19 protein-coding genes are annotated in these 25648 nt (G+C 66.1%); 11 read left to right on the top strand and 8 right to left on the bottom strand.

Annotated elements, in window-relative coordinates; translation table 11 throughout:
- Window positions 1-76 precede the first annotated feature (76 nt).
- The 3 genes from L2U69_RS08320 to L2U69_RS08310 all read right to left on the bottom strand — a co-directional run bounded on the left by L2U69_RS08320 (window position 77) and on the right by L2U69_RS08310 (window position 3176).
- The gene (locus L2U69_RS08320) at window positions 77-1405 is read right to left on the bottom strand and encodes a TRAP transporter large permease (RefSeq protein ID WP_236106322.1); all 1329 of its coding nucleotides are present in this window, start codon (window positions 1403-1405) and stop codon (window positions 77-79) included.
- Between the two features lie 16 nt (window positions 1406-1421).
- The gene (locus L2U69_RS08315; RefSeq protein WP_236106321.1) at window positions 1422-2069 is read right to left on the bottom strand and encodes a TRAP transporter small permease; all 648 of its coding nucleotides are present in this window, start codon (window positions 2067-2069) and stop codon (window positions 1422-1424) included.
- A gap of 87 nt (window positions 2070-2156) precedes the next feature.
- On the bottom strand, window positions 2157-3176 hold the full coding sequence (locus L2U69_RS08310; RefSeq protein WP_236106320.1) for a TRAP transporter substrate-binding protein: 1020 nt from the start codon (window positions 3174-3176) through the stop codon (window positions 2157-2159).
- A 106-nt stretch (window positions 3177-3282) separates the two neighbouring features.
- On the opposite strand from L2U69_RS08310, the gene L2U69_RS08305 reads away from it, so the two are divergent.
- The 3 genes from L2U69_RS08305 to L2U69_RS08295 all read left to right on the top strand — a co-directional run bounded on the left by L2U69_RS08305 (window position 3283) and on the right by L2U69_RS08295 (window position 6446).
- Window positions 3283-5295, top strand: coding sequence for an ATP-binding protein (locus L2U69_RS08305; RefSeq protein ID WP_236106319.1), 2013 nt, complete (start codon window positions 3283-3285; stop codon window positions 5293-5295).
- Window positions 5292-5903: a response regulator transcription factor gene (locus L2U69_RS08300; RefSeq protein WP_236106318.1), complete on the top strand. Its 612-nt coding sequence runs from the start codon at window positions 5292-5294 to the stop codon at window positions 5901-5903. Before L2U69_RS08305 ends, L2U69_RS08300 begins: the two co-directional genes overlap by 4 nt.
- Window positions 5904-5969: 66 nt before the next feature.
- Window positions 5970-6446: an ArsR/SmtB family transcription factor gene (locus L2U69_RS08295; RefSeq protein ID WP_236106317.1), complete on the top strand. Its 477-nt coding sequence runs from the start codon at window positions 5970-5972 to the stop codon at window positions 6444-6446.
- Window positions 6447-6463: 17 nt separating this feature from the next.
- On the opposite strand, the gene L2U69_RS08290 is transcribed toward L2U69_RS08295, so the two are convergent.
- Window positions 6464-8308 (bottom strand): fatty acid desaturase, encoded by a 1845-nt coding sequence (locus tag L2U69_RS08290; protein ID WP_236106316.1) that lies wholly within the window; start codon window positions 8306-8308, stop codon window positions 6464-6466.
- A 159-nt stretch (window positions 8309-8467) separates the two neighbouring features.
- On the opposite strand from L2U69_RS08290, the gene L2U69_RS08285 reads away from it, so the two are divergent.
- Window positions 8468-10096 carry a GMC family oxidoreductase gene (locus tag L2U69_RS08285; protein WP_236106315.1) on the top strand — a complete coding sequence of 543 codons (1629 nt, stop codon included), beginning with the start codon at window positions 8468-8470 and terminating at the stop codon, window positions 10094-10096.
- A 129-nt stretch (window positions 10097-10225) separates the two neighbouring features.
- Here L2U69_RS08285 and L2U69_RS08280 read toward each other — a convergent pair whose 3' ends face one another.
- Together L2U69_RS08280 and L2U69_RS08275 are read right to left on the bottom strand one after the other, a co-directional pair.
- Window positions 10226-10546 (bottom strand): 2Fe-2S iron-sulfur cluster-binding protein, encoded by a 321-nt coding sequence (locus L2U69_RS08280; RefSeq protein ID WP_236106314.1) that lies wholly within the window; start codon window positions 10544-10546, stop codon window positions 10226-10228.
- Between the two features lie 19 nt (window positions 10547-10565).
- A complete protein-coding gene (locus L2U69_RS08275; RefSeq protein ID WP_236106313.1) occupies window positions 10566-11828 on the bottom strand; it encodes a cytochrome P450 in 1263 nt (420 codons plus the stop codon).
- Between the two features lie 471 nt (window positions 11829-12299).
- On the opposite strand from L2U69_RS08275, the gene L2U69_RS19250 reads away from it, so the two are divergent.
- The 6 genes from L2U69_RS19250 (at window position 12300) to L2U69_RS08245 (ending at window position 23812) form a co-directional block, all read left to right on the top strand.
- Window positions 12300-14750, top strand: a complete 2451-nt coding sequence (locus L2U69_RS19250) for an efflux RND transporter permease subunit (protein WP_236106312.1) — start codon at window positions 12300-12302, stop codon at window positions 14748-14750.
- A 39-nt stretch (window positions 14751-14789) separates the two neighbouring features.
- Entirely contained in the window at window positions 14790-16169 is a 1380-nt protein-coding gene (locus L2U69_RS08265; protein WP_236106311.1) for a DUF1329 domain-containing protein, read from the top strand.
- Window positions 16170-16271: 102 nt separating this feature from the next.
- Window positions 16272-17231, top strand: a complete 960-nt coding sequence (locus L2U69_RS08260) for a WD40/YVTN/BNR-like repeat-containing protein (RefSeq protein WP_236106310.1) — start codon at window positions 16272-16274, stop codon at window positions 17229-17231.
- Between the two features lie 61 nt (window positions 17232-17292).
- Window positions 17293-19203 carry a DUF1302 family protein gene (locus tag L2U69_RS08255; protein ID WP_236106309.1) on the top strand — a complete coding sequence of 637 codons (1911 nt, stop codon included), beginning with the start codon at window positions 17293-17295 and terminating at the stop codon, window positions 19201-19203.
- A gap of 314 nt (window positions 19204-19517) precedes the next feature.
- On the top strand, window positions 19518-22160 hold the full coding sequence (locus L2U69_RS08250) for a LuxR C-terminal-related transcriptional regulator (RefSeq protein WP_236106308.1): 2643 nt from the start codon (window positions 19518-19520) through the stop codon (window positions 22158-22160).
- 149 nt (window positions 22161-22309) lie between these two features.
- Window positions 22310-23812, top strand: coding sequence for a flavin-containing monooxygenase (locus L2U69_RS08245; protein ID WP_236106307.1), 1503 nt, complete (start codon window positions 22310-22312; stop codon window positions 23810-23812).
- A gap of 22 nt (window positions 23813-23834) precedes the next feature.
- Here the strand turns inward: L2U69_RS08245 and L2U69_RS08240 are convergent, their stop codons facing one another.
- Together L2U69_RS08240 and L2U69_RS08235 are read right to left on the bottom strand one after the other, a co-directional pair.
- The gene (locus L2U69_RS08240) at window positions 23835-24386 is read right to left on the bottom strand and encodes an NADPH-dependent FMN reductase (RefSeq protein ID WP_236106306.1); all 552 of its coding nucleotides are present in this window, start codon (window positions 24384-24386) and stop codon (window positions 23835-23837) included.
- A 76-nt stretch (window positions 24387-24462) separates the two neighbouring features.
- A complete protein-coding gene (locus L2U69_RS08235) occupies window positions 24463-25158 on the bottom strand; it encodes a pirin family protein (RefSeq protein ID WP_236106305.1) in 696 nt (231 codons plus the stop codon).
- Window positions 25159-25306: 148 nt separating this feature from the next.
- On the opposite strand from L2U69_RS08235, the gene L2U69_RS08230 reads away from it, so the two are divergent.
- Complete coding sequence (locus L2U69_RS08230; protein WP_236106304.1) at window positions 25307-25597, top strand: putative quinol monooxygenase; 291 nt, start codon at window positions 25307-25309, stop codon at window positions 25595-25597.
- Window positions 25598-25648: the final 51 nt, after the last annotated feature.

Genomic DNA, 25648 nt, shown 5'->3' with positions numbered 1-25648 from the left:
ACCGTTTCCAAGCAAGGGTGCCTTCTCGTCGTGTCATCCCGGCTTTCTGCCTGGATGACACGAATGGTCGTGGAGGTCAGTTCACCAGCCCCAGCGCGCGGGGCAGGGCCAGCGTCACCTCCGGCACATAGGAGATGATGGCGAGGAAGACGAGCATGGTGAACAGCCACGGCAGGATCGAGCGCGTCAGTTCCGACAGTCCCAGCTTGGTGATCCCCGAGGCGACATAGAGGTTCAGCCCGACCGGCGGCGTACAGAGGCCGATCTCCATGTTGACGACGATCATGATGCCGAAATGGACCGGATCGATGCCGAGGCGGACCGCCACCGGGAACAGGATCGGTGCCATGATCAGGGTGATCGAGGACGGTTCCATGAAGGTCCCGGCGACCAGCAGCAGCAGGTTGACGAGCAGCAGGAACATCCACCACGTCAGGCCCGTGTTGACCATCCATTCGCCCATGGCCTGGGGAATGTTCTCGTGGGTCATCAGGAAGGAGAAGAGCACGGCGTTGGTGATGATGTAGAGCAGCATCGCCGACATGTTGGCGGACGACAGCAGCACCTTCGGCACGTCGCGCAGCCCCATGTCCTTGTAGACGAAGACGGCGACGATGAAGGCATAGACCGCGCTCATGGCCGCCGCCTCGGTCGGGGTGAAGATGCCGGTATAGATGCCGCCCATCACCACGATCACCAGGAGGAGACCCCAGAACGCCTTGCGGAAGGCGTCGAAGCGCTCGCGCCAGGTGGCGCGCGGCAGGCGCGGATAATCGTTCACCTTGGCCTTGTACCAGGTGGTGAAGGCCAGCATGCCGCCCAGCAGGGCGCCGGGGATGACGCCGGCGATGAACATCTGCCCGACCGAGGCGGTGGCGACTTCCGTGCCGTCCGGGCCGATGGCGATCATGCCGGAGGTCGCGACCGTATACATGACCATGACGATCGACGGCGGGATCAGGATGCCGAGCCCGCCGGCCGTGGTGACCACGCCGGCGCCGAACTGGCGCGGATAGCCCTGCTTCACCATGGCCGGCAGGATGATGGAACCGATGGCGACCACGGTCGCCGGCGACGAGCCGGAAATGGCGGCGAACAGCGCGCAGGCGACCACGGCGGCGAGCGCGAGGCCGCCGTGCCAATGCCCGACCAGGGAACTGGCGAAATTGATCATGCGCTTGGCGACGCCGCCGTGGGTCAGGAAATTGCCGGCCAGGATGAAGAACGGGATCGCCATGATCTCGAACTTCTCGATGCCGGTGAACAGTTTCAGGGCGACGGTGTCGACCGGCACCGTGGTCATGGTGAAGAGGAAGCTGAGCACGGTCAGGCCGAGCGCGATGGAGACGGGCATGCCGGTCAGCATCAGGACCGAGAGCAACCCGAAGATGATCAATGCGTTCATCGTGAAGGCTCCGGGCTCAGCGGTCGTGGGGCAGGTGGTGGCCGGCGGCCATCGCCGCCGCGTCCGCGTCCTCGTCGACGCCGTCGACATGGCCGTGGTCGTGGCTGGGCAGATCGCCGGTGCGCAGATAGATCCAGGCGACCTGGAGGAAGCGGAAGCACATCAGGAACGAGCCGAGCGGCACCGCCAGATAGATCAGCCACATCTCGACCTCGAGGTCGGGCGAGGTGGTGCCCGCCAGCCGGATGTGCCAGACGAAATCGGCGCCCAGCGTGCCGATGATGGCGGTGAAGGTGGCGCCCGCCAGCAGGCCGAACAGCACCATGACGCGCTGGCGCGCGGGCGGCAGCCGGTTCAGCAGGATGTCGACGCCGACATGGATGCCGGTGCGCACGCCGTAGGCGGCGCCGAATTTGGCCATCCAGACGAAGAGATAGATGCAGGCCTCCTGTGCCCAGAGCAGGTTGACCGAGCGCAGCCCGAAATAGGCCGAGCGCGAAAGCTCGCTCAGCCATTCGATCTGCTCGCGCCGCGAATAGCCGACGACGTCCGCCAGCAGGCTGAGCGAATAGCGGTGCACCACGGCGGCGAAAATGATCAGGGTCGCGGCAGCGATGAAGACGGCGACGAGGGTCTCCTCGAGCCTATCGAGCAGGCGCAGCATGCCTCTTGTCCTCGGTTCGGGGCGGGCCGAAAGCAGGTACGGGTCGGGCGAAGGAAAGGGGCCGCCTCAAGGGGCGGCCCCGATACGTCAGGCGACGCCGGTTTCCTTCTGGATGCGCTTCACGAGATCGGCGCCGATGCGGTCCGACATCTCGTCGTGGACCGGCAGCAGGGTCTCGACCCATTGCTTGCGCTCGTCGGCGGTGAGTTCGTAGAACTCGGTCGTGCCGGCTTCCTTCATGGCGTTCAGCGCGCGCTCGTTCTCCTCGAGGGCGATGCCGTTCGTGAAGTCGCTCGCTTCCGCCATCGCCTGGTCGAGCTGGCCGCGGATGTCGTCCGGCAGGTCGGCCCAGAACTTGGCGTTCACGATCACCGCATAGCCGAGGTAGCCGTGGCGCGACAGGGTGGCGTGCTTCTGCACCTCGTGCATCTTCTGGGTATACATGTTCGACGGCGGGTTCTCGGTACCGTCGACGACGCCGGTCTGCAGCGCCTGATAGACTTCCGAGAAGGCGAGCACCTGGGGAATGGCGCCGAGCGCGTTCATCTGCGCCTCCAGCACCTTGGACGACTGGATGCGCATCTTCAGGCCCAGGAAGTCGTCGGGAATGTGCAGCGGCGAATTCGCGCTCATGATCTTGAAGCCGTTGTCCCAGAAGGCGAGGCCGAGGATGCCCTTCTCGGACAGCATGCCCAGCATCTCCTTGCCGATCGGCCCGTTGGTGACGCGGCGCAGCGCATCCTTGTCGGGGAAGATCAGGGGCAGGTCGAAGGCTTCGAAGGCGCGGACGCCGAGCGGGCCGAACTTGGCGAGCGAGGGCGCGAGCATCTGCACGGCGCCGAGCTGCAGCGCCTCCAGCTCTTCCTTGTCCTTGTAGAGCTGGGAGTTCGGATAGACTTCGACCTTCACCTGGCCGTCGGTGTATTTCTCGGCCAGTTCCTTGAACTTCTCGGCGCCCCGGCCCTTCGGGGTGTCGGGCGCGACGACGTGGCTGAACTTGATGGTGATGGTCTCGGCCCGGGCCCGGCGCGCGCTCAGGGGCAGGGCGGCGGCGATCGCGGTGGCGCCCATCAGGCGGTTGAACTGACGGCGTGTGGTGGTGGTCATGATGGTCCTCCCGTCGGCCGGCGTGTCCCGGCTTGGCGGATAAGGTCTAGGTCAGGCCCCGGGCGCGCGCTATTGTGGTTTTCCGCAACAGAACGATGACGGCAGCATGGCGCGCGGGCAGGACAAGACGCGTGGGGAGGAAAAGGGGATCGGGCGGGACGTCATTCCGACGACGGCGCCGCGCGGCCGCTTCACCGCCTCGGCCCTGGCGGCGACGCCGGCGCTGGCGCTCGGTGCGCTGGTCGTGCTGCTCGGCGTGCTGTTCCATTTCGTCGAGCGGGACGAGGCGGCGGCGCTCAAGGTCTCGCTGATCAACGATGCCCTCTGGGTCGAGCAGACCCTGCGCTTCCAGCTTTCGACCGACGAGGATCACCTGGCCCGTCTGGCCCTCGATGCGCCGGCGCCGGGCGACGCCATGGCGGATTGGCTGGGCCGTGTGCGCCTCATCCTCGCCAATAACCCGGAAATCGAATCCATCGCCCGGCTGGACGAGGACGGGCGGCCCATTCTGGCGCTGCCGCCCGCGAGCGCCGACAGCCCGCTGCCCGAAGAGGTGAGGCGCCTGCGCGGCTATGCCGCCGCCTCCCTGATGCGGCCGGTCTATGGCGATCTGCGGCGCGGCCCGGCGGGCGGCCTGCTGGTCGACGTGGCGGCGCCGGTCGCGGGCGCGGGGGAAGCGCGGGGCGTGGTGGTCGCCACCGTCTCCCTCTCCGTGCTGCTGGCCCGCCACGTGCCGTGGTGGATCGCCGAGAAATATGCCGTCCGCCTGACCGACGCCCATGGCGCCACCCTGATCGAGAAGACGCGCACCGTGCCGGACGGCGACGCGCCGTCCCACGGCATCGCCTTCGATCCGCCGCTGCGCGGGACCTATCTGACGGTGACGCCCTATCGGATCGCCACCGACCGGCTGAACAACCTGCTGATCGGCGCGATCCTCGGGCTTGCCGTGCTCGCCGTCATCTCCCTCGTCGTCCTCCAGCGCCATGTCCGCCATCGGTTGGCGACCGAACATCGCCTCGCGACCGAAATGGCCTTTCGCCGCGCCATGGAGGACAGCCTGACGGTGGGCATCCGCGCCCGTGATCTCGACGGTCGCACGCTCTACGTCAATTCGGCCTTCGCCCGCATGGTCGGCTGGCCGGTCGAGGAACTGGTGGGCCGCCTGCCGCCCATGCCCTACTGGGATCCGGACCTGGTCGAGGACACCCTGGCCCGCCACCGCGCGCTGATGGAACAACCGGCGCCGCAGACCTTCGAAACCCGGTTCCGGCGCCGGGGCGGCGAAACCTTCCACGTCCAGGTCTACGAGGCGCCCCTGATCGACGCCGACGGCAGGCATCGCGGCTGGATGGGCTCGATCATCGACATCACCGAAGCCAAGGCGGCGGCCGAAATGAAGCGCAATCAGGCCGAAAGCCTGCAGCGCACGGGGCGTCTGGTCACCCTCGGCGAAATGGCCTCGTCCCTGGCGCACGAGCTGAACCAGCCGCTGGCCGCCATCGCCTCCTATGCCGCCGGCACGCTCAACCTGATGCGGGCGGGCGACGCGGTCGATCCCGCGGCCCTCGAGAAGATCGCCCAGCAGGCGAGCCGCGCGGGCGAGATCATCCGCCGCATCCAGGATCTGGTGCGCAAGCGCCAGCCCCGCTTCGAGCCCGTCGACCTCGCCCATGTGGTGCGCGAGACGGTCGCCTTCGCCGCCGTCGACGCGCGGAACGGCACGCGTATCGAGACGGAGGTCGCGCCCGACCTGCCGGTCGTCGTCGCCGACGGTATCCTGCTGGAACAATTGCTGTTGAACCTGATCCGCAACGGTATCGAGGCCATGGCCCATCTGCCCGTCGAGGAACGGCGCCTGACGGTCGAGGCCGCCTCGCGCGGCGGTGCCGTCGAACTGAAGGTGACGGATCGCGGCTGCGGTATCGAGGCCGAGGAGGCGGAACATCTGTTCGAACTCTTCGTCTCGACCAAGCCCGAGGGCATGGGCATGGGCCTCGGCATATGCCGCTCGATCGTCGAATTGCACAAGGGCAGGATCGAGCACGCGGCCCGGCCCGGCGGCGGCACCATCTTCACCGTGACCCTGCCGGTGGCGCGGGAAAGCGTGGCGGCTTGACCGCGGGCCTCGTCCATATCGTCGACGACGATCCGGCGATCCGCGACGCGCTCGGTTTCCTGCTGCGCTCGCGCGGGGTGCGCTCGACCGCCTGGGACGACGGCGCGGCCTTCCTGGACGGGGCGCCCGCGCCCGAAGTCGCCTGCGTGATCCTGGACGTCCGCATGGACGGGCTCTCCGGCCTCGAAGTCTTCGACATCCTGCGCGAGCGGGGAGTCGATCTGCCGGTGATCTTCCTGACCGGCCATGCCGACGTGCCGCTGGCGGTCGAAGCCCTGAAGAAGGGCGCCTTCGACTTCGTCGAGAAACCCTTCAACGACAATCAACTGGTCGACACGGTGATCGCCGCGCTGGAACGGGCCGCCGCCGCCCGCCGCCACAATCGCGACCGCGACCTGCTGGCGGCGCGCATGGCCAGTCTCACCCCGCGCGAACGCGAAGTTCTGCAATGCCTGGTGGAAGGCCGTCTGAACAAGCAGATCGCCGACCATCTCGGCGTCTCCATGCGCACGGTCGAGGTTCACCGCGCCCGCGTCTTCGAGAAGATGGGGGTGCGCAATGCCGTGGAACTCGTGGCGCAGGTCGGCTCGCTCGCGCCGGAATCCTGAGGTGGCCCGGCCACGCCGGCCGGTTGGATATTTGCATGTAGCCGCAATCCAACTATTTTGGTCGGGATGCGTAAGACCGCCCGTTCGGCGGCAATCCGTGATTGGTTGGATATGGATTTCTCGAACCGCGGCGATCCGTTCGTCGATCCGGACACCGGCTCGGCCGTCGAGCCGCTCGACGAGGCCAGCGCGATCGAGGCGCTGTCGGCGCTGGCCCAGGCGACCCGCCTCGGCGTATTCCGGATGCTGATGGCGGCCTTTCCGCAATCGGTGCAGGCGGGCGAGATCGCGTCGCGCCTCGCGGTGCCCCACAACACCATGTCGGTGCATCTGCGGATCCTGCAGCGGGCCGGTCTCTGCACCGTGCAGCGCCAGGGCCGCATGATGCTCTATCGGGCCGACGTCGCGGGTTTCGCGGGGCTGATGCGGTTCATGGCCGGCGACTGCTGCGCCGGCCGGCCCGATCTGTGCGGCGTGGCCTTTCCGGTGGATGGCGCCGGAAAGACCGCCGGAAAGACCGAAGGCAACGCCTGCTGTTCCTGATCTTCCGAGCCGGAGACTCAGAGATCGAGGACCAGCACGTCGTCCGGCGTCCCGCGTGAGACGCAGGCCATCATCGTCTTGCCGCCCGCCCGTTCGGCATCGTCCAGCACCGTGTCGCGGTGATCGATCGTGCCGGTCACGACGCGGCAGCGGCAGGTGCCGCACAGCCCGCGCCGGCACAGCGTCTCGACCGGTGCGCCGGCCTCGGCCAGGGCCTCGGTCAGGGTCTGGTTCTCCGCCACCTCGAGGCGGCGGCCGCTGCGCGCCAGTTCGACCGTGAAGGCGGGCTTCGGCCGGTCGTCGCCGGGCGCGAAGCTCTCCGTCACCACCGCTTCCGCCGGCCAGCCGAGGCCGGCCGCGACCTCCCCGACCAGGGTCATGAAGGGCGCCGGGCCGCAGAGATAGATCGTGTCGCCCGCCTTGTGGCGGCCGATGTCGCGCGCCAGCGCCTCGGCCGAGGGGCCGCGCCCGTTGTCGAGATGCAGGCGGATCCGCTCGGCGAAGGGGAAACGCTCCAGGCCGGCGCCGAAGGGCACGTGGCCGGTGCCGCGCGCATGGATGTGCAGGGCGAAATCCCGGCCCTTCAGGGCGGCGGCCATGGACAGGAGGGGCGTCACGCCGATGCCGCCGCCGATCAGGATGATGCGCCCGGCACCCGGCCGCAGGGGGAAGTTGTTGCGCGGCTTGCCGACTTCGATCAGCACGCCTTCGCGCAGTTCGCGGTGCACGGCGACGGAACCGCCCCGGCCCTTGGGATCGCGGCGCACCGCGATCTCATAGGCATCGGGCCGGCCCGGCGGGCCGATCAGGGAATATTGCCGGATGGTGCCGTCGGCCAGGCGGATGTCGACATGGGCGCCGGCCTCATAGGCGGGCAGGGGGCCGCCCGCCGGCGGCGCCAGGCGAAAGCGGCGGATGTCGACGGCGATGTCCTCGACGGCGGCGACGCGCAGCCACATCCAGGGATGCAGGGCTTCGAGATCGACGGGCTTTCGCGGTTTCAGGAGGCCCTGGAAACGGATGTCGCGCGCCTTCAGGCGGTCGCCGACGGCATCCCAGCCCGCCTCCAGGCGATAGAACGGCAGCTGCGGATAGAGGTGGTGGATCAGATGCGCGCTCTGTCCCAGCATGGCGAAGAGCACCAGGGGGTGACGCTCGATCATCACCGTCGCATGCAGGGGATGATCGTGCTGCTCGACGCCCGGCGGATGCTGGATATGGGCGAAGAGATAGGTGAGGATGCCGAAGCCGAGACGCTGCGGCAGCACCCAGACCAGCACCCATTCCATGGCATAGGGCGAGGCGATCCAGGCCACGTGCCACAGGAAGAACAGGGCGAAGCTGAAGGTGAAGCGCGCGTTCTGGCGCGGCGTCCACTGGCGGAAACGCTTCACGTACCAGAAGAACCAGACGATGTCGGTGAACATGCCGAGCGGCAGCGAGCGCCACTTCGGTCCGGTCAGGAAGTCGTCGGGATCGTCGCCGTGCTCGCCGGTCACCTTGTGGTGTTCGAGGTGGAGGTGGCGATAGACCTCGACGCTGACGCCGGGCAGCAGGATCTGGCCCGACAGGGTGCCCAGGATGTCGTTGATCACCGGATTGCGCGAGACCGCGCGATGGGTGCCGTCATGGAGCGGCGTGAAGGAGACGTAGATCGCCACGGCGCCGATCGGGATCGTCGCCAGCGCCGGCAGATAGCCGCCCAGGAACGCCCAGCACGAGAGGCCGTAGACGAGGAAGCAGCCCGCCATCAGGGCGATCGTCGGCACCGGCAGCAGCGGCAGGCGATGCAGTTCGCGCAGGCGTTCGTCGGCCCTGAGCGCGGCGACCAGGCCCCAATCCCCGTTTTCGGCGGCGTCCATCACGTTCCTCCTCGTATCATTCGTGAATGAATGACGGGCGTCCGGGCCCGCCGCCACCCCCCAATTCTGGGTGCTGGTCATTGCCGGCCCGGAGCGGTACCAGATAAGGGTGCAAAAATGGCGGAACGCCGAAAGAGAATGCGCGAGAGGGAGCGAACCATGGAATTCGATTACGTCATCGTGGGCGGCGGGTCGGCGGGCTGCGTGCTGGCCAATCGCCTGAGCGCGGACAGCCGCAACCGCGTCTGCCTGATCGAGGCGGGGTCGGGCAAATCGTCGATCCTGGTGAAATGGCCGGGCATGTTCGGCATGAACATGCTGAACCATCGCCACAACTGGGCCTTCAACTCGCTGCCCAATCCCGCCACCGGCGGGCGCAGTCATTTCCTGCCGCGCGGCAAGGGCCTCGGCGGTTCGTCCGCGATCAATGCCATGGTCTATATAAGGGGCGATGCCTCGGACTACGACACATGGGCGCAGGCGGGCAACCGCGGCTGGGCCTATGACGATGTCCTGCCCTATTTCCGCAAGGCGGAAGACAACAGCCGGGGCGCCGACGACTATCACGGCGCCGGCGGTCCGCTGCATGTCTCCGACACCCACTACGGCTATGTGCCCAACCTGAAGTTCATCGAGGCGGCGCAGCAGGCGGGCTTCCCCGCCAATCCGGATTTCAACGGCGCGCAGTTCGAAGGGGTCGGCCTGTTCCAGTTCACCATCAAGGACGGGCGCCGCTGGGGCGTGCGCAACGCCTATCTCGAGCCGGTGATGGCGCGCCCGAACCTGACCGTCCTGTCGGATGCGCGGGTCCTGAAACTGGTCATGGACGGGCGCCGCGCCACCGGCGTCTCCGTCGACCGGGGCGGCAAGCGCGAGATCCTGAAGGCCGCGCGCGAGGTCATCCTCTCGGCCGGATCCTTCAATTCGCCGCAGATCATGCTGCTCTCCGGCATCGGCCCGGCGGAGGAACTGCGCGCCAAGGGCATCGGTGTCGTCCACGACCTGCCGGGCGTCGGCAAGAACCTGCAGGAACACCCGGACGTCGCGGCGGTCTATACCTCGAAGAAGCGCGACGGCTTTGCCATGAACATGGGCGGCATGCTCAAGATGGCGGGGGCCGGCCTGTCCTATGCCCTGGGCTCGCGCGAGAACATGCTGGGCCGCTCCGTCACCCAGGCCGGCGGCTTCATCAAGTCGGACCCGAGCGTCGAGGTGCCGGACCTTCAGCTCCACTTCGTGCCGCTGATCTTCCTCGACCACGGCCGCGATCCGAAAACCATGAACCGCCACGGCCTGTCGCTGCACGCCTGTTTCCTCCGGCCCTACAGCCGGGGCAGCGTGACCCTCGGCTCCGCCGATCCGATGGAGGCGCCGGCGATCGACATCGGCCTCCTCAGCGACGACCGCGACGTCGAGCGCCTGGTGAAGGCGGTGAAGCAGGTGCGGCGGATCATGGCCCAGCCGGCCTTCGCCGAACATGTCGACCAGGAGATGGTGCCGGGCGCGGAGGTGCGGAGCGAGGCCGAGCTGGAAGCCGCCGTCCGCCAGCATTGCGAACACGTCTACCACCCGGTCGGCACCGCCAAGATGGGGACCGATCCGATGGCCGTGGTCGGCGACGACCTGAAGGTCCATGGCATCGCGGGGCTGCGCGTGGTCGATGCCTCGATCATGCCGACCCTGGTCTCGGGCAACACCAATGCCCCGACCATCATGATCGCGGAAAAGGCCGCCGACATGATCCTCGGCCGCGCCGCCCTCCCGCGCGAGGAACGTCACGCCGCCTGATCCGGCGTCCTGCCATGGGAAAGGGCGGGTCCCTCGAGACCCGCCCTTCTTTTTGTCCGGTGCCTCCCCCGCGCCCCGCCCCGGCACCCAAGGGGGCGGGGCGGCCGGGCCGGGACGTGGGGAAGGATCTCAGTGCTGGGCCTCGGGCAGATGCACGACCATGCCCGCGAGTTCGGGCGAGACCTTGATCTGGCAGGCCAGGCGCGAGTTGTCCTGGACATGGGGCGCGAAGTCGAGAAGGGAGACTTCCATCTCCGTCTTGTCGGGCAGGCGTGCCATCCACGCCTCGTCGACATAGATGTGGCAGGTGGCGCAGGCGCAGGCACCGCCGCAGTCGGCGTCGATGCCCGGCACCATGTTGGCGATGGCGCCTTCCATCACGCTGTGGCCGTCGGTGATGTCGGTCTCGTGACGGGTGCCGTTGTTTTCGATGAAGATGATGGTGCTCATGTTTCGATGCTCCCAATGATCAGGCGGGAATGCGGACGGGAAGGGTCTCGTAACCCTTCACGAAGCTGGAATGGACGCGGCGGGGCTCGGCCATCACCTCGATCTGCTTGTCGGGCCAGCGCTTCAGGATCTCTTCCCAGACGATCTTGAGCTGAAGCTCGGCCAGGCGGTTGCCGACGCAGCGATGGATGCCGAAGCCGAAGGAGAGATGCTGGCGCGGGCGGGCGCGGTCGATGATGAAGTCGTTGGGACGCTCGATCGCGTCCTCGTCGCGGTTGCCCGAGACGTACCACATCACCACCTTGTCGCCGGCCTTGATGGTCTTGCCGCCGAGAACCGTGTCCACCTTGGCCGTGCGACGCATGTGGGCGAGCGGCGTCTGCCAGCGGATGATTTCCGGCACCATGCTGGCGATCAGCTCGGGATTGTCCCGCAGCTTCCGGTATTCCGCCGGATTCTCGTTCAGCGCCAGCAGGCCGCCGCTGATCGAATTGCGCGTGGTGTCGTTGCCGCCGACGATGAGCAGCAGCAGATTGCCCAGGAACTCCTCCGGCGACATGTGACGCATGGCGTCTGAATGGGCCATCATCGAGACGAGGTCGTTGCCCGGCGGGGCGTTGACGCGTTCGTTCCAGAGGCGGGCGAAATAGTCGCCGCATTCCTTCACTTCCGCCATCTTCTGTTCCCAGCTGTCGATGATGCCCGAGCCGGGCTCGGCCGTCGCGACGTCGGACCAGCGGGTCAGCTTGCGGCGGTCCTCCCAGGGGAAGTCGAACAGCGTGGCCAGCATCTGGGTGGTCAGCTCGATCGAGACCCGTTCGACCCAGTCGAAGGTCTCGTTCACCGGCAGCCCGTCCAGAATCATGCCGACGCGGCCGCGAATCGTGCCTTCCAGCTTGGCCAGATTCTCGGGCGAGACGATCGGGCTCACGGTCTTGCGCTGGATGTCGTGCTTGGGCGGGTCCATCGCGATGAACATGGGCAGGCCCAGCTTGGCGTTGCCGTCCTGGATGGTGATGCCGCCGAGGCCCGTATCGGAGGAGAACACCTGGTGGCTGGTCTCCACCTGCATGATGTCCTTGTATTTGGTGATGGCCCAATAGGGGCCATAGGCGCTGTCGCGCGTGTAATGGACCGGGTCTTCGCGCCGCAGCCGCTCGAAATACGGCCAGAAGCTGTTGGTGCGGAAGAGTTCGGGATCGGAGACGTCGATCTGGTCCAGCGGCATCGAATAGGCATGCCGGGCGGGATCGAGGGTCGTGGCCGTGGCCGCTTCGCTCATGACTTCACTCCCTGTGTTGCGCGCCGAACCTTCGGCGCCGCGTTGTCGGATCGGGTGGACGGATCGCATACCGAAACCTGATCGAACGTCAGCTTCGACCAAGGCGCGCACGCCGCCCTCCCCCCGGATCGTGGGGCTGTGGCCGGCTCTGCGCCGGGTCGGTGTGCAGATGGCTGGGCTTTCAACCAAATCGGATGTTTTCCCCCCGACAGCCACCCCTTACGGGGGGAGGGAGGGGGCCATCGATGGGCGCAACCTCCCCCCGACGGCCGAGAACCGCGCAAGACGCGCCGGCCTCTAACGAATAAGGGGGCGCGCCCAAGCGACGCCCCGCCAGGGAGGAAGAGGATGACGCGCCGATCCGCGTTGCAGGAGCCCATGGGACGCTCCTGCCACCGACACGCCACGGGGCATTCACACGACATGGGGCCGAAGCCCCGGTTTTTTCACTGACAGGGGGCTCGTCGGGTCGTGCAGAATTTCAGCTACAGACTTTCCCGCGCCGTCATGTCGAACCGGAAGCTTTCGGTTCTGGTCATTGCGCTCATCACCGCTTTCTTCGCCTGGGGCTGCCGCAACGTCGAACTGAAGACCATCTTCTCCGACCTGCTGCCGGCGGATCATCCCTTCGTCGAGACCTTCAAGGACCACCCGAACTTCGGCAATCCCTTGACCGTCACCATCATGGTCAAGCGGACCGACGGCGACATCTACAACGTCGAGACCCTGAACAAGATCTGGGACCTGACCCGCGACGTCGATCTGGCGCCCGCCGTCGACCATGATCAGGTGATCTCGATTTCGACCGAAAAGGTCCGCTATGCCGAGGCCACGCCCTTCGGCATCGATACCCAGCCGGTGATGGGCGACGCCCCGCCGTCGGGTCCCGAGGATGTCGAGGAATTCCGCCGCCGGGTGGACAAGGCGCCGCTGGCGCGGCGCTTCTACATCTCGGAGGACGGCACCGCGACCATCATCACGGCGACCTTCATCGAGCGCCTGCTCGACTATGGCGAGACCTTCGAATATCTGCAGGGTCTGGTCGAGAACGCCCGCGACGAACACCATGAAGTGCATATGGCGGGCATGCCGGCCCTGACCGGCTGGGTCTACCGCTATCAGCAGCAGATGCTCGGCATCTTCGCCCTGACCGGCATCGCCCTGCTCGCCTGCCTGATCCTCTACATGCGCAATTTCGCGGGCGTGATCACGCCGATCACCACCTCGCTGATCGCCGCCATCTGGGGTTTCGGCTTCGTCGGCTGGCTGGGACTGGCGATCGAGCCGCTGATCATGGTCGTGCCGCTCTTGCTGGTGGCGCGCTCGTTCAGCCACTGCGTGCAGTTCACGGAACGCTATTACGAGATCTATCTGCACGTCGGCGACAAGCGTAAGGCGGCCGAGATCGCGCTGTCGGTCATGATGGCGCCCTCCATGCTCGGCATCTTCACCGATGCCGCGGGGCTCCTGCTGATCGCGCTGGCGCCGATCCCGGCCATGGAACGCTTCGCGCTGTTCTGCGGCTTCTGGGCGGCCATGCTGGTGCCCGCGAACGTGTTCCTGTCGCCGCTGATCCTGTCCTTCCTGCCGGCGCCGAAGAACGTGCGCAAGATCACCGGCATGGACGGCGATCACGGCTTCCACGCGGCGCTGAAGCGTTTCCTCGGCCATATCGCCAAGGTCACCTACGGCCGCGCGGCGCGCGTCACCACCGTCGTCTTCCTGATCATCACCGGCGTCTCGGTCTACGAGTTCCTGCAGATGAAGATCGGCAACCCCGTCGAAGGCTCGAACATCCTGTGGGAGGACGGCGAGTTCAACACCGCCGTCGCCGCCATCAACCGCAATTTCCCGGGCGTGAACACCCTGGAGATCGTGCTCGAGGCAAAGGATCCCATCAATCCGAGCCGCGTGGCGCGTCAGGCGGAAACCATCCAGACCATGTCGCGGATCCAATACGCGCTGGAGCATATGGAGAACCCGCCGGAAGCGACGCTCTCCTTCTCGGACTACCTGCCGGAAGCAAACCGTCTGTTCGCGGGTGGCAATCCGAAATGGGCGCCGCTGGATCCCACCAACGAGGCCACATTGGCGGCCGTCGGCGCCGTGCTCTTCGGCACCAGCCCCAAGGCGTTCCTGCATGTGACCGACTTCGAGCAGCAGAACACCACGGTCTCGCTCTGGTACAAGAACAACAAGCAGGAGACGGTCGACCTAGCGCTCGACCAGGCGCGGCGGGCGGTCGAACTGGTCGGCGCGGACCATCCGGAATTCCGGGTGCGCCTCGCCACCGGCACCATCGCGCTCCAGCAGTCGATCAACGACACGGTCGCGCAGTATGAATACGTCATCCTGGGCGCCCTCAACATCGTCATCCTGGTCGGCTGCTCGATCGCCTACCGTTCCATCGTTGCGGGCTTCTTCCTGCTGATCCCCGTCAACCTCGCCAATCTCTACCTGGGCGCGGCGATGGTGGAGATGGGCATCGGCCTCGACGTCAACACCCTGCCCATCGCGGCGATCGGCATCGGCGTCGGCATCGACTACGGCATCTACCTGCTGTCCCGCATCTGCGAGGAATATCAGGCGACCAAGCACTACGACACGGCGATCCGGGCCGCGATCATGACCACGGGCAAGGCGATCCTGTTCACCGCGTCCATCGTCGCGATCGGCATCCTGCCCTGGTACTTCCTGTCTGACCTGAAGTTCCTCGCCGACATGGGCCTGCTCCTGGTGATGGTCATGACCATCAACATGGTGCTCTCCATCGTCGTGGTGCCGCTGCTGGTCTGGCTGGCGAAGCCCTATTTCGTCACCCGCGACGACCTGCTGGTCGGGGAATCCGTCGATCTCAGCCAATACACCGAAGGCCGCGCCATGGAAGAGGCCGAAATGAAGACCATGGCCGCTGCCCAATAAGCGGCCAGGACGTCACACGAGTTCATCGGGAGGAAGAAGATGCATATCCTGAAGTTCGGCAAGGACTACACCCGCCGTCAGTTCATGAACAAGAGCGCGCAGGCCGGCCTGTCGCTCGGCATGCTGACCAGCCTGTGGCCCGAGATCGCGCGCTCTGCCGACATCTCCAAGGTCTATCCGGAGGAACTGCTGTCGATCGAGGCCTACACCAAGGGCAAGATCAAGACGGGCGACATGATCGACGCCAACAACGTCGACGTCGTCAAGGACCTCCTGGACGACATCGCCTACAAGCAGGTCAAGGACATGGGCCGCAAGATCCGCATCGTGAAGACCACGACGGATGTAACGCGCATGTTCCCGCACGACTATCTCGAGGCGACCCTGCGCAACGCCGGCAAGGCGAAGCTCGACTCGACCGGCAACGTGGTGATCGACGGCGGCGATCCCTGGATCGGCGGCAATCCCTTCCCGGACGCCAAGGACGGTCTGCAGGCCTTCGCCAACATCACCCTGTCGTGGGGGCGTCACGACCAGACCCTCTACGCCGTGAAGGACTGGGACATTTCGCCGAGCGGCTCCGTGTCCTATCAGTACGACTTCGCCTGGTGCGAACAGAACACCATCGGTCTCCTCAACAACCCGGACGGCCCCTATTGGCAGGGCAAGAAGGACCGCAATCGCTATCAGTCGGTCTGGTTCACCTCGCCGAACGACGTGCGGGGGACCTCCTTCCTCAATGAATGGTACTACGACCAGACCCAGTTCCCGGATCTGTTCGGCTATCTGCCGGCCTTCAAGCGCGAACGCCGGTTCCCGACCAACCAGCGCTTCGAGCCGCTGGTGCCGGGCGTCACCATCTTCCTGTCCGACGCCTGGGCGGCGGGCGATCCGATGCTGACGTGGGGCAACTACAAGGTGATCGAGACCAAGCCGCACCTCGGCGCCGTCTCCGAGAACTGGGCGGGCGACGATCCGAACTGGGAGAAGCCGGCCCACGGCGGCCCCGGCGACCAGACCTTCTGGCTCTCCAACATGGAGCTCTGCCCCGAGGTGCTGGTGGTCGAATGCGAACCGACCGGTTACCCCCGTGCCCCGGTCGGCAAGAAGCGCGTCTACATCGACACCCGCAACATGATGTTCGTCGCCTATCTGACCTACGACCGTCGCGGTGAGATGTGGAAGTCGTTCGAGCCGGCGTTCTCGCTCTACGAGACCCCGAACACCAAGGTCATGGATGGCGATCACGTCCATTGGTCGTGGGGCCACTTCACCTGCCACGACATCCAGTCGAACCGGATGAGCCGTGCGCTGAAGGCGAAGAAGATCACGGGCGGCTACGAGTCCGGCTTCAACCAGGGTGACGGGATCCACGATCAGTTCCTGACCATCCAGGCCATCCGCCGTCTCGGCGCCTGACCCGAAGCACGAAAAAGAAACGGGACCGGCGGCGACCTGCCGCCGGTCCGAAGATCCAGGGGACGGAACATGAAGTCAGGGAACGGAGTGGCGGCGAGGCCGATGGCGGCCATGCTCTTGGCAGGCGCCATGATGTTTGCCGGCGGCGGCGCCTCGGCGGGCAGTGCGCCGGCCGGTGGCGGCTATAGTCTCGAGGCGGTTCGCCAGGGCACCACCCATGAGGCGATCTACTGCCTCGCGAGCCAGGGTTCGGAGCAGATCGCCGCGGGCGTGCCCAACCTGTTGTTCACCAGCAAGGATCAGGGCGCGACCTGGGACCGGGTGACCGACATCCAGAGCGACCGGGCCCTGCTCGGTTGCGTGCTGAAGGGGCCCGTCGCCATCGTGGTCGGCCAGATGGGCGTGGTTCTCCGGCACGATGCCGACGGCTGGGCGCATGTCGATCCCGGCACCGACGCCCGCCTCTTCTCCGTCGACATGAATGACTCCGGCAGGGCGATCGCGGTCGGCGCCTTCGGCACCATCCTGATCTCGGACGATGCCGGCAAGACCTGGCGCAAGGCCGAAATGGACTGGTCGCGCACCAACGACCAGGGCTTCGAGCCCCATGTCTATGCCGCCAGCATCGATGCCGACGGCACCATGACCGTGGTCGGCGAATTCGCCATGATCCTGCGCTCGACCGACGGCGGCGCCAATTGGGACGTGGTCAATATCGGCGAGGCATCGCTCTTCGACATCCGCATCGACGCCCATGGGGTCGGCTATGCGGTCGGCCAGAAGGGCGCCGTGCTGCGCACGCGCGACAACGGGCTCACCTGGTCGCCGGTCGAAAGCGGCACCGAGGCCAATCTCCTCGGCATCGCGCGCGACGGCAAGGGGCGGATCCTGGTGACCGGCATCCGCACCATGCTGCAAGGCACGGACGACAGCGGTCGCATGACCGCCATCGACGCCGGCGACGTCGCCACGACTTGGTATCAGCCGGCCCTCGCCGGCCAGGGTGGCTCCTGGCTCGTCGCGGGTCACACCGGTCGGATCGTCTCGGTCAAGCACGACTGAGGCGGCGGCCGCAACAGAGAAAACATCAATAAGCGAAAGCATGGGCACAGAGGGGGAGCGCATGACGAGGAAGAAGCAGGGACGGCGCGGCAACGCCGTTCGCAATGTGGCCGTGGTCGCTTGCGGCGGCATGTTGAGCGGCGCCCTGGCGGGGGCTGTCGGGCCGGCGCTGGCGATCGATTTTTCCATCTCGGGCTTCATCCGCCACGAGATCGCGATCAAGCTGAGCGACAAGGAAAACCAGGCCAACAACCATGGTAACCCGTTCAACGGCGAGGAGGTTCCACTCGAGCCGGTGGGCCTCGACCTGAGCACGGTCGCGGGCGTCAACAACCTGCTGTCCACGGTCGGTCTGCCGGCGCTGACCGACCTCACGCAGCCCCTTTTCGGCAAGGCGTTGACCCTGCCACCCACGGGCTTTCGTGACGTCCGCACGGCAGACAACAAGTTCAACCTGATGGCGACCAGGGTCGAGGTCAACATGGCCGCCGCCATCAACGCGAACTGGAGCGCCCGGCTGACCGTCCGCGGCTATTACGACTGGAACGCCTATGACGACAATGCCGATACCGATTTCTTCGAGACCCAGAAGCGCGACGGCGGTGGCGGCACGCCGCTCGAATACGCCCAGGACGACTACATGATCGACCTGCCGGTGGCGACGGTCGACTACATCAACGGTCCGCTGTTCGTTCGCGCCGGCAACCAGCAGATCGCCTGGGGCGAGGCGATCTTCTTCCGCGTCATGGACGTGCCCGCCGGCCTCGATTATCGGCGCCACTTTATCTTCGAACCGGCGATCGAGGAATATTCCGACAAGCGCGTTCCCGCCCTCGGCGTCCGCGCGTCCTATCAGATCAGTTCCGAATGGGAAGTCGAAGGTTTCATCCAGAAGTTCGAGCCCACGCTCTATCCCAATCCGTCGACGCCCTACAACGTGGTGCCCGAGCAGTTCACGGTGCACGATCGCTACGACGGCATCGCCGACGACCTGTGGAATGTCGGCGGTCGCGTCCGTGCCCAGCTCGGCAATCTCGGCCTGCAGTTCATCGCGGTTTCCCGCCACAATCCGCATGGCGTCCTCCGCTGGACCAAGTCGGGCGTGAACAAGGACCTGCCTGTGCTGCCTGGTTCCGGCGCGACCATGGCCGAAACCCCGTTCGAGGTCGACCAGGAGAACGGCGTGAAGAGCCAGGAGGAATGGTATTGGTACTCCAATTCGGTCCGGCTCCACGGCACCCAGGGCCTCAATGCCGCGATCGACGACTTCCAGCCGGCCACCGGCGCGGTGACCGCCTATAACGTCGGTGACAGCGACGCGCTCGCGCGTGGCGAACTCGACACCTTCTTCTGGCTGTCGGGCGGTCTGCGCGGCCATATCGAACGCGTCTACCCTTACGAGAACGTGTTCGGCGCCAGCGTGAACTATGTCTTCGACGGCGAGCCGGGTTCGTTCCTCGAACAGCTCATCGCCCGCGTCGAGATGACCTATACCCCGGACCGGACCTTCACCAACCCGACGCTGGGCCAGGACTTCATCAAGGAAGACCAATGGGCCTTCGCCGCGGTGTTCGAGAAGTGGCACCGCTGGAGCCAGGAATTTCCGGCCGCCTATCTCGTGCTGCAGTTCATGTACAAGAACGGTTCCGACATCTTCGATGTTGAAACCCGCCATCTGTCGGGTTACAATTCGACCTCGACCACGACGCCGACCGGCGTCGATTATTCGGCCGCGGTCGCCTTCGCCGGTTTCCAGCCTTCGCCCTCCCTGGAATGGAAATTCGAATGGGCGGTGCTCTATGAAATCGATGGCGGCTTCCTGTTCCAGCCGGGCATCCGCTGGAAGCCCAACGACAAATGGGAAGTCAACCTCTATGCGACCGTCATCTCGGCGCCGGAACAGGGCCGCAGCGCCCTTACCGTCGTCGACTATGCCGATGAAATTTCGATGCGTGTGACCTACCAGTTCTGACGTTTACAGTCCCCGGCCCCCCAGCCGGTACTTGATGGGAGGAGGACGCACACCTCCACGCCTCCTCCCACTTTTTTGCGCCCATAATAATTCTACTTGTATGTTTTCGTTGGGCGCTCCCAGACAGACACGATAATCTGTGCCGATAGGTAATGCGTCCGGTCCTTCGATCGGCCGATTTCGTATGGCCGAGTTCACGTGGTGATCGAAAGTAGCCGAAGTCAAGCGTACCAACACCAAGAACACCAATAAGATCAATAAACCAACAAGACCAAGAACCGGCAAAAAGCCGGATCCATCGGGGGGAAATCAAGATGGCGAAGGACGAAATGCCTTCACTCGCCCGGTCGGCCAAATTGCGGCCGGCGCCCTTGCGCAATTGGACCGTGCGGCGGGAAGCCTTGATGGACCGCCTGCTGACCGAGGCGGCGGACGTCCAGGCCATCGTCCTGGAGGCGCCGCCTGGCTACGGCAAGTCGACGGTGATGCGCCAATGGCTCGAAATCCGCAGCGGCCAGGGCTGGCGGACGGCCTGGATTTCCCTCGACGCCACCGATGACGAACCGAGACGCTTCGCATCCCTCGTGGTCGGTGCCTGCCGCCTGTTGTGCCGCAAGTCGGTGGTCTTCGGCTCGACCGAACTGGCCGATCTCGAATCCGTGGTCGATTTCCTGCTGTCGCGCGAATTCGCTCATGATCCGGCGGTGCTCTTCATCGACGATTTTCACCTGCTGGCCAATGGCGCCATCCAGCGTGCCGTGGGACGTCTCATCGCCGGCGCGCCCGAAGGGTTGCAGGTGGTGATCAGCAGCCGCATCGCCCTGCCGCTCGCCATGGCCAAGGCGCGCCTGTCGGGTGCCGTCATGCGCCTCCAGGACAGCGATCTCGCCTTCAGCGAGGACGAGTCGCGGGCCCTGCTCGAGAACATCTGCGGCCGTACGCTCGGGCCCGAGGAGTGCGAGAAGCTGCGCCATCGTGCCGGCGGCTGGGTCGCCATGCTGCAGATGGCCGGCCTCGCCCTCGAGGCGAGCCAGAATCCCGGCGCCTTCGTCGAGGAATTCTCGGGCACGGACGTCGAGGTCTCGCGCTATCTCTGCGAAGTCACCCTCGACTTGCAATCGCCGCCGGTGCGCGACCTGCTGCTCGCCACTTCGCCGCTCGACATGTTCTCGCCCGAACTCTGCACCCTGCTCACGGGTCACGAGAACAGCCGCGCCCTTCTGGAGGAGATCGAGACCCGGCATCTGCTGCTGATCCCGCTGGACCGCCAGCGGCGCTGGTTCAAATATCACGCCCTGTTCCGCGAATTCCTGGAATCGCGGCTGGAGATCGACCGGCCGGGCGCCCGGCGCCAGATCCTGTCCACGGCGTGTCGCTGGTTCCACGACGCGGGCGAGGTGGAGATGGCGGTCGAACACGCGCTGCGCGCCGGCGAATATGCCGCTGCCGCCGCCATGGCCTCCGATCATGTCGCCGATATCGCACTGCGCCGGGGCGAGCTGGAGATGGTGCAGCGCTGGATGGCCAACATGCCGCGCGAGATCCTGGACCGCCATCCGTCGCTGAAGATCGGCCTCGCCTGGGCCTTCACCTTCCGCCACGGTCTGGCGGACGCGGACAAGCTGCTGGCGGAGGTCGAGGATTCGATCGAGTCCGGGCTCGAACGCGGCGCGATCTCCGAGGTCGAGGCGCGCGACACCCGCGCCGTCTGCGACATGATCCGGGGCATCAGCCTCGCCACCTCCGACCAATATCAGGCCGCGGTGAAATTCTATCGCAACTACGAGCGACGCTGGGAGAACAGCGGCCCCTTCGAACGCGGCTCGATCCTCATCGCCTCCGCCTATGCGGTGCTCGCGCTCGGCCGCATCCGCGAGGCCCGGCGCCTGACGGAAGAGGCAGAGGAGATGGTGGCCGAATCCGGCTCGCCCTATTCGTTCGGCTGGAATCAGGTCGTGCGCGCCCGGATCGCTATGACCGAGGGCCGGCTCGCGGATGTCGTCACCATCGTCACCGACGCGGTCGAATGCCGGACCTCGCCGCTTCGCCCCGACGGCCTCGTGCGCGAACTGCTGGCGATCTGTGCGGCCGAGGCCCATTACGAATCCAACCGCCTGGAAGAGGCGCGCCGTGCCCTGCTCGAGGCGGGGGAGGCGGTTCTCGGCCATGTCACCATCGAGTTGGGCGAGACCGCGACCCGCCTGCTGTCGCGCCTTGCCGTGGCCGCGGACGAACCGGACCGGGCGCTCGACATCATCCGCCGCTCCATCGCCATCGCGGAGCGCTTCGGCCTGCCCCGGCTGGTCGATCTGCTGGGGGGCGAGATGGCGACATTGCTGCTGCGCCTCGGCCGCAACGAGGAAGCCTGGCGTGTCGACGAGGAGATGGGCCTGTCGCTGGCGACGCCAGAGGAGTTCATCGCTTCCCTGGAGATGCGGCAATTGACCCAGGCCCGCCTCGTGCTGTCGCGCGGGGAAGGGCAGCGGGCCGCGCGCCTCGCCAATGCGCTGTTGAACCGGGTGCGTTCCACCGGCCATGTCCGGCTGGAGATTTCGGCACTCTGCCTGCTCGCGGCCGCGCAATGGCAGAACGGCGACAAGACCGAGAGCCGGCGGCTCGCCACCCAGGCGCGCCTCACCGCCGCCCAGGCGGGACTGCGCCGCGCCATCATCGACGAGGACTATCTGCTGGCGCCACTCTCGGAACAGGCGGGATCCGCGGTGCCCTTCGTCATGCCCGAAGCGCCGACGCCGACCGGTGCCAATGGTCTCTCCCACCGCGAGAGCCACGTCCTCAACCTCATTTCGCAGGGTCTCACCAATCGCGACATCGCCGCCGCCCTCGTCCTCTCCGAGGAAACGGTGAAATGGCATATGCGCAATATCACGCGTAAGCTGAATGCCAGGAACCGCACCCATGCGGTGCAGATCGCGCGACAGAGCGGGCTTCTGCACTGAGCGTGGCTGTGCCGGCTTCAGCGATTTTCTTTGTCGACTGACAAGAATATGCCATAGTGCCGCTCGGCCTCTGTCCGCAGGGGCCGACGCGCCGCCACAACCGCGGAACCACCGACGTGGGAACCGCCGGAGCGATTGAGGGGATGAGAATGCCGATCGAGCATGTCGACGTATTGATCGTGGGCGCCGGCCTGTCTGGCATTGGCGCCGCCTATCACCTGAAGGCCAATTGCCCCGGCAAGAGCTTCCTTCTGCTCGAATCGCGGCCGCGCCTCGGCGGCACCTGGGATCTGTTCCGCTATCCCGGCATCCGCTCGGATTCGGACATGTATACTCTCGGCTATTCCTTCAAGCCGTGGATGGACAAGAAGGCGATCGCCGACGGTCCCTCGATCCTTCGCTACATGACCGACGTCGCCAAGGAAAACCACATCGCCGAACGCATCCGCTATGGCCTCAAGGTGAAGCGGGCGTCCTGGTCGTCGGAAGACGCGGCCTGGACCGTGGAGGCCGAGACGGCGGAAACGGGCGAGACCGTCCGCTTCTCCTGCAATTTCCTCTACGGCTGCAGCGGCTATTACAATTACGACGAAGGCTTCACGCCGGAATTTCCGGGGCGGGAGCGTTTCCAGGGCCGTTTCGTCCATCCCCAGCACTGGCCGGAGGATCTGGACTACGCCGACAAGAAGGTGGTCATCATCGGCTCCGGCGCGACCGCCGTCACCCTGGTGCCCGAAATGGCGAAGACCGCCGCCCATGTCACCATGCTTCAGCGCTCGCCGACCTATGTCATCACCCGCCCGGGCGAGGATGGGCTGGCCAATTGGATGAACCGCAACCTGCCGGCCAAACTGTCCTACGGCATCACGCGGTGGAAGAATGTGCTGCTGGGCATGCTGTTCTTCCAGCTTTCGCGCCGCCGCCCGGCCAAGGTGAAGGCCAAGATCATCGACCTGATCAGGAAGCAGCTCGGCCCCGATTTCGACGTCGAGAAGCATTTCACGCCGTCCTATAACCCCTGGGACCAGCGCGTCTGCCTGGTGCCGGACGGCGACATGTTCAAGATGCTGCGCCAGGGCAAGGCCTCGGTCGCGACCGATCATATCGAGACCTTCACCGAGACCGGCATCAAGCTGAAGTCGGGCGAGGAGTTGGAGGCGGACATCATCGTCTCCGCGACCGGCCTGAAGCTGCTGTTCCTCGGCGGCATGGCGCTTTCGGTCGACGGCAAGCCGATGGTGCAGTCCGAACTCTTCAACTATCGCGGCATGATGTATTCGGACCTGCCCAATCTGGTCACCGCCTTCGGCTATACCAATGCCTCCTGGACCCTGAAGGCCGACCTGACGGCGGAACGGGTGTGCCGGCTGCTGAACCACATGGACCGGCACGGTTACAAGCAGGCCACGCCGCGCCTGACCGACCCGGAGGTGAAGGCGGAACCCTTCATCGATTTCTCGTCGGGTTACGTCCAGCGCGCGCTGGCGGATTTTCCGAAGCAGGGCTCGAAGCGGCCGTGGAAACTGTACCAGAACTACATTCTGGACATTTTCACGCTGCGCTACGGCAAGATCGACGACGGCGTGATGGAATTCGCGCGCCCGCGCCAGGCCGCCCCCTTCGCCACGCCGTCGGCCAAGGAAGCCGCCTGACGGCCCCGGCCATGCGCCGGCTTCACCTGCCGATGAAGCCGGCGAAACCCGCCAGATAGGGGCCGAGCTGGGCCGCCACCGTCTCGTCGGCGAGCTGGCCCTCGGCGTCGAACGCCTTATGGGCGCGCGAGACCAGAAGCCGCCCCTCCGACCAGTGGCGCATGCCGAGGGAGCGCATGACCGGCAGCCAATTGGCCTGCGACATGATGGTGCCGAAGCCGCCGGGCGACGCGCCGGCGAGCGCCACGGGCTTGCCCGCGAATAATTTCCCGCCGTGGACGCCGCCGCGCGACAGCCAGTCGATGGCGTTCTTGAACACACCCGGCATGCCGTTGTTGTATTCGGGCGTCGACAGGATCACCCCGTCCGCCGCCGCGATCGTCTCGCCCAGGGCCTGGACGGCGGGCGGCACGCCCTCCGCCGCCTCTACGTCGCCGTCATAGAGCGGCACGCCGTGCAGGGTGGCGATCTCCAGCGTCACACCGTCGGGCAGGTGATGGATCATCGCCCGCAAGAGGGCGGTGTTGAAGGACTCCCGGCGCAGGCTGCCGGAAAGGCCGATCAGGCGGGTCATGGCATGTCTCCCCCAAAATGAGCGCGGCGAAAGGGGCGCGGCGGCGGGCGCCGCCGCGCGGATGGTGACCTTGGTTTCAGTCCGCGTCCACCAGGACGATCTCGGCATCCTCGAGGGCGGTCACCGTCAGTTTCTCGATGCCGGTGATGGCGGCGCCGTCCCGCGTCTCCAGCACCAGGTCGCCGACCCGGACCCGGCCCCCGGCCGAGACCAGATAGGCATGGCGTTCCGGCGACAGGGCGTATTCTGCGCTCTCGCCCGCCTTCAGCGTGGCCCCCAGGACGCGGGCATCGGTCCGGATCGGCAGGGCGTCGTCCTCGCCGAAGCCCGACGCCAGGGTGACGAAGCGGCCGGCGCGATCGCCCTTGGGGAAGGGCTTGGCACCCCAGGACGGCTTGTCGCCCCGGCTCTTCGGATGGATCCAGATCTGGAAGAGCTGGGTGTCCTCCTTCTCCAGATTATATTCCGAATGGCTGATGCCGCTGCCCGCCGACATCACCTGTACGTCGCCCGCCTCGGTCCGGCCCAGATTGCCCAGGCTGTCGCGGTGGGTGATGGCGCCCTTCCTGACATAGGTGATGATTTCCATGTCGGCATGGGAATGGGTCGGAAAGCCGGTCTGGGGCGCGATCGTATCGTCGTTCCAGACCAGGAGGCTGCCCCAGCCGAGGCGCTTCGGGTCGTAATAGCTGGCGAAGGAGAAATGATGCTTTGCCTTCAGCCAGCCATGGTCGGCGCCGCCGAGGCGATTGAAGGGCCGATGTTCGATCATGGTTTCGTCTCCGTCAGAGCCGCGCCGCTAGGGCGTGGCGGTCTCGATGGATAGAAGGTAAGGTTTCCCTGACACGGGATAAACGGGGCGCAATGAAAGTCATTGTTTCCGATTTGGAAACTAAAGGGGCGCTCAAGGGATCCATCGCATGATCATCGTCGAAGGTAGCATCCGCGTGGCCGATCTGGCGGCGGCGCGCCCTCATATGGAGGCCATGATCAGGGCCAGCCGGGCCGAGGCCGGCTGCCTCGACTATGCCTATGCCGTCGATCTGCTCGATCCCGGCCTGATCCGGGTGAGCGAACGCTGGGAAAGCCGCGCCGCCCTGGCCCTGCACCTGAAAAGCGAGCATATCGCCGCCTGGCGTGCGGCCTGGCCCGCGATCGGCGTGACCGACCGCGTGCTCCGCCTCTACGAGGCCGAGCCGGAAGTTTTCTGAAAAAGGGACGCGTCGTCCCGGCGAAGGCCGGGACCGTGCTCAGGCAAGGGC

Origin of the sequence: Zavarzinia marina (assembly GCF_021568905.1) — a bacterium.
Taxonomy (GTDB): domain Bacteria; phylum Pseudomonadota; class Alphaproteobacteria; order Zavarziniales; family Zavarziniaceae; genus Zavarzinia; species Zavarzinia marina.
Note: the sequence above shows the minus strand (reverse complement) of the source record. Positions and strands in the feature narration are given on the sequence as shown.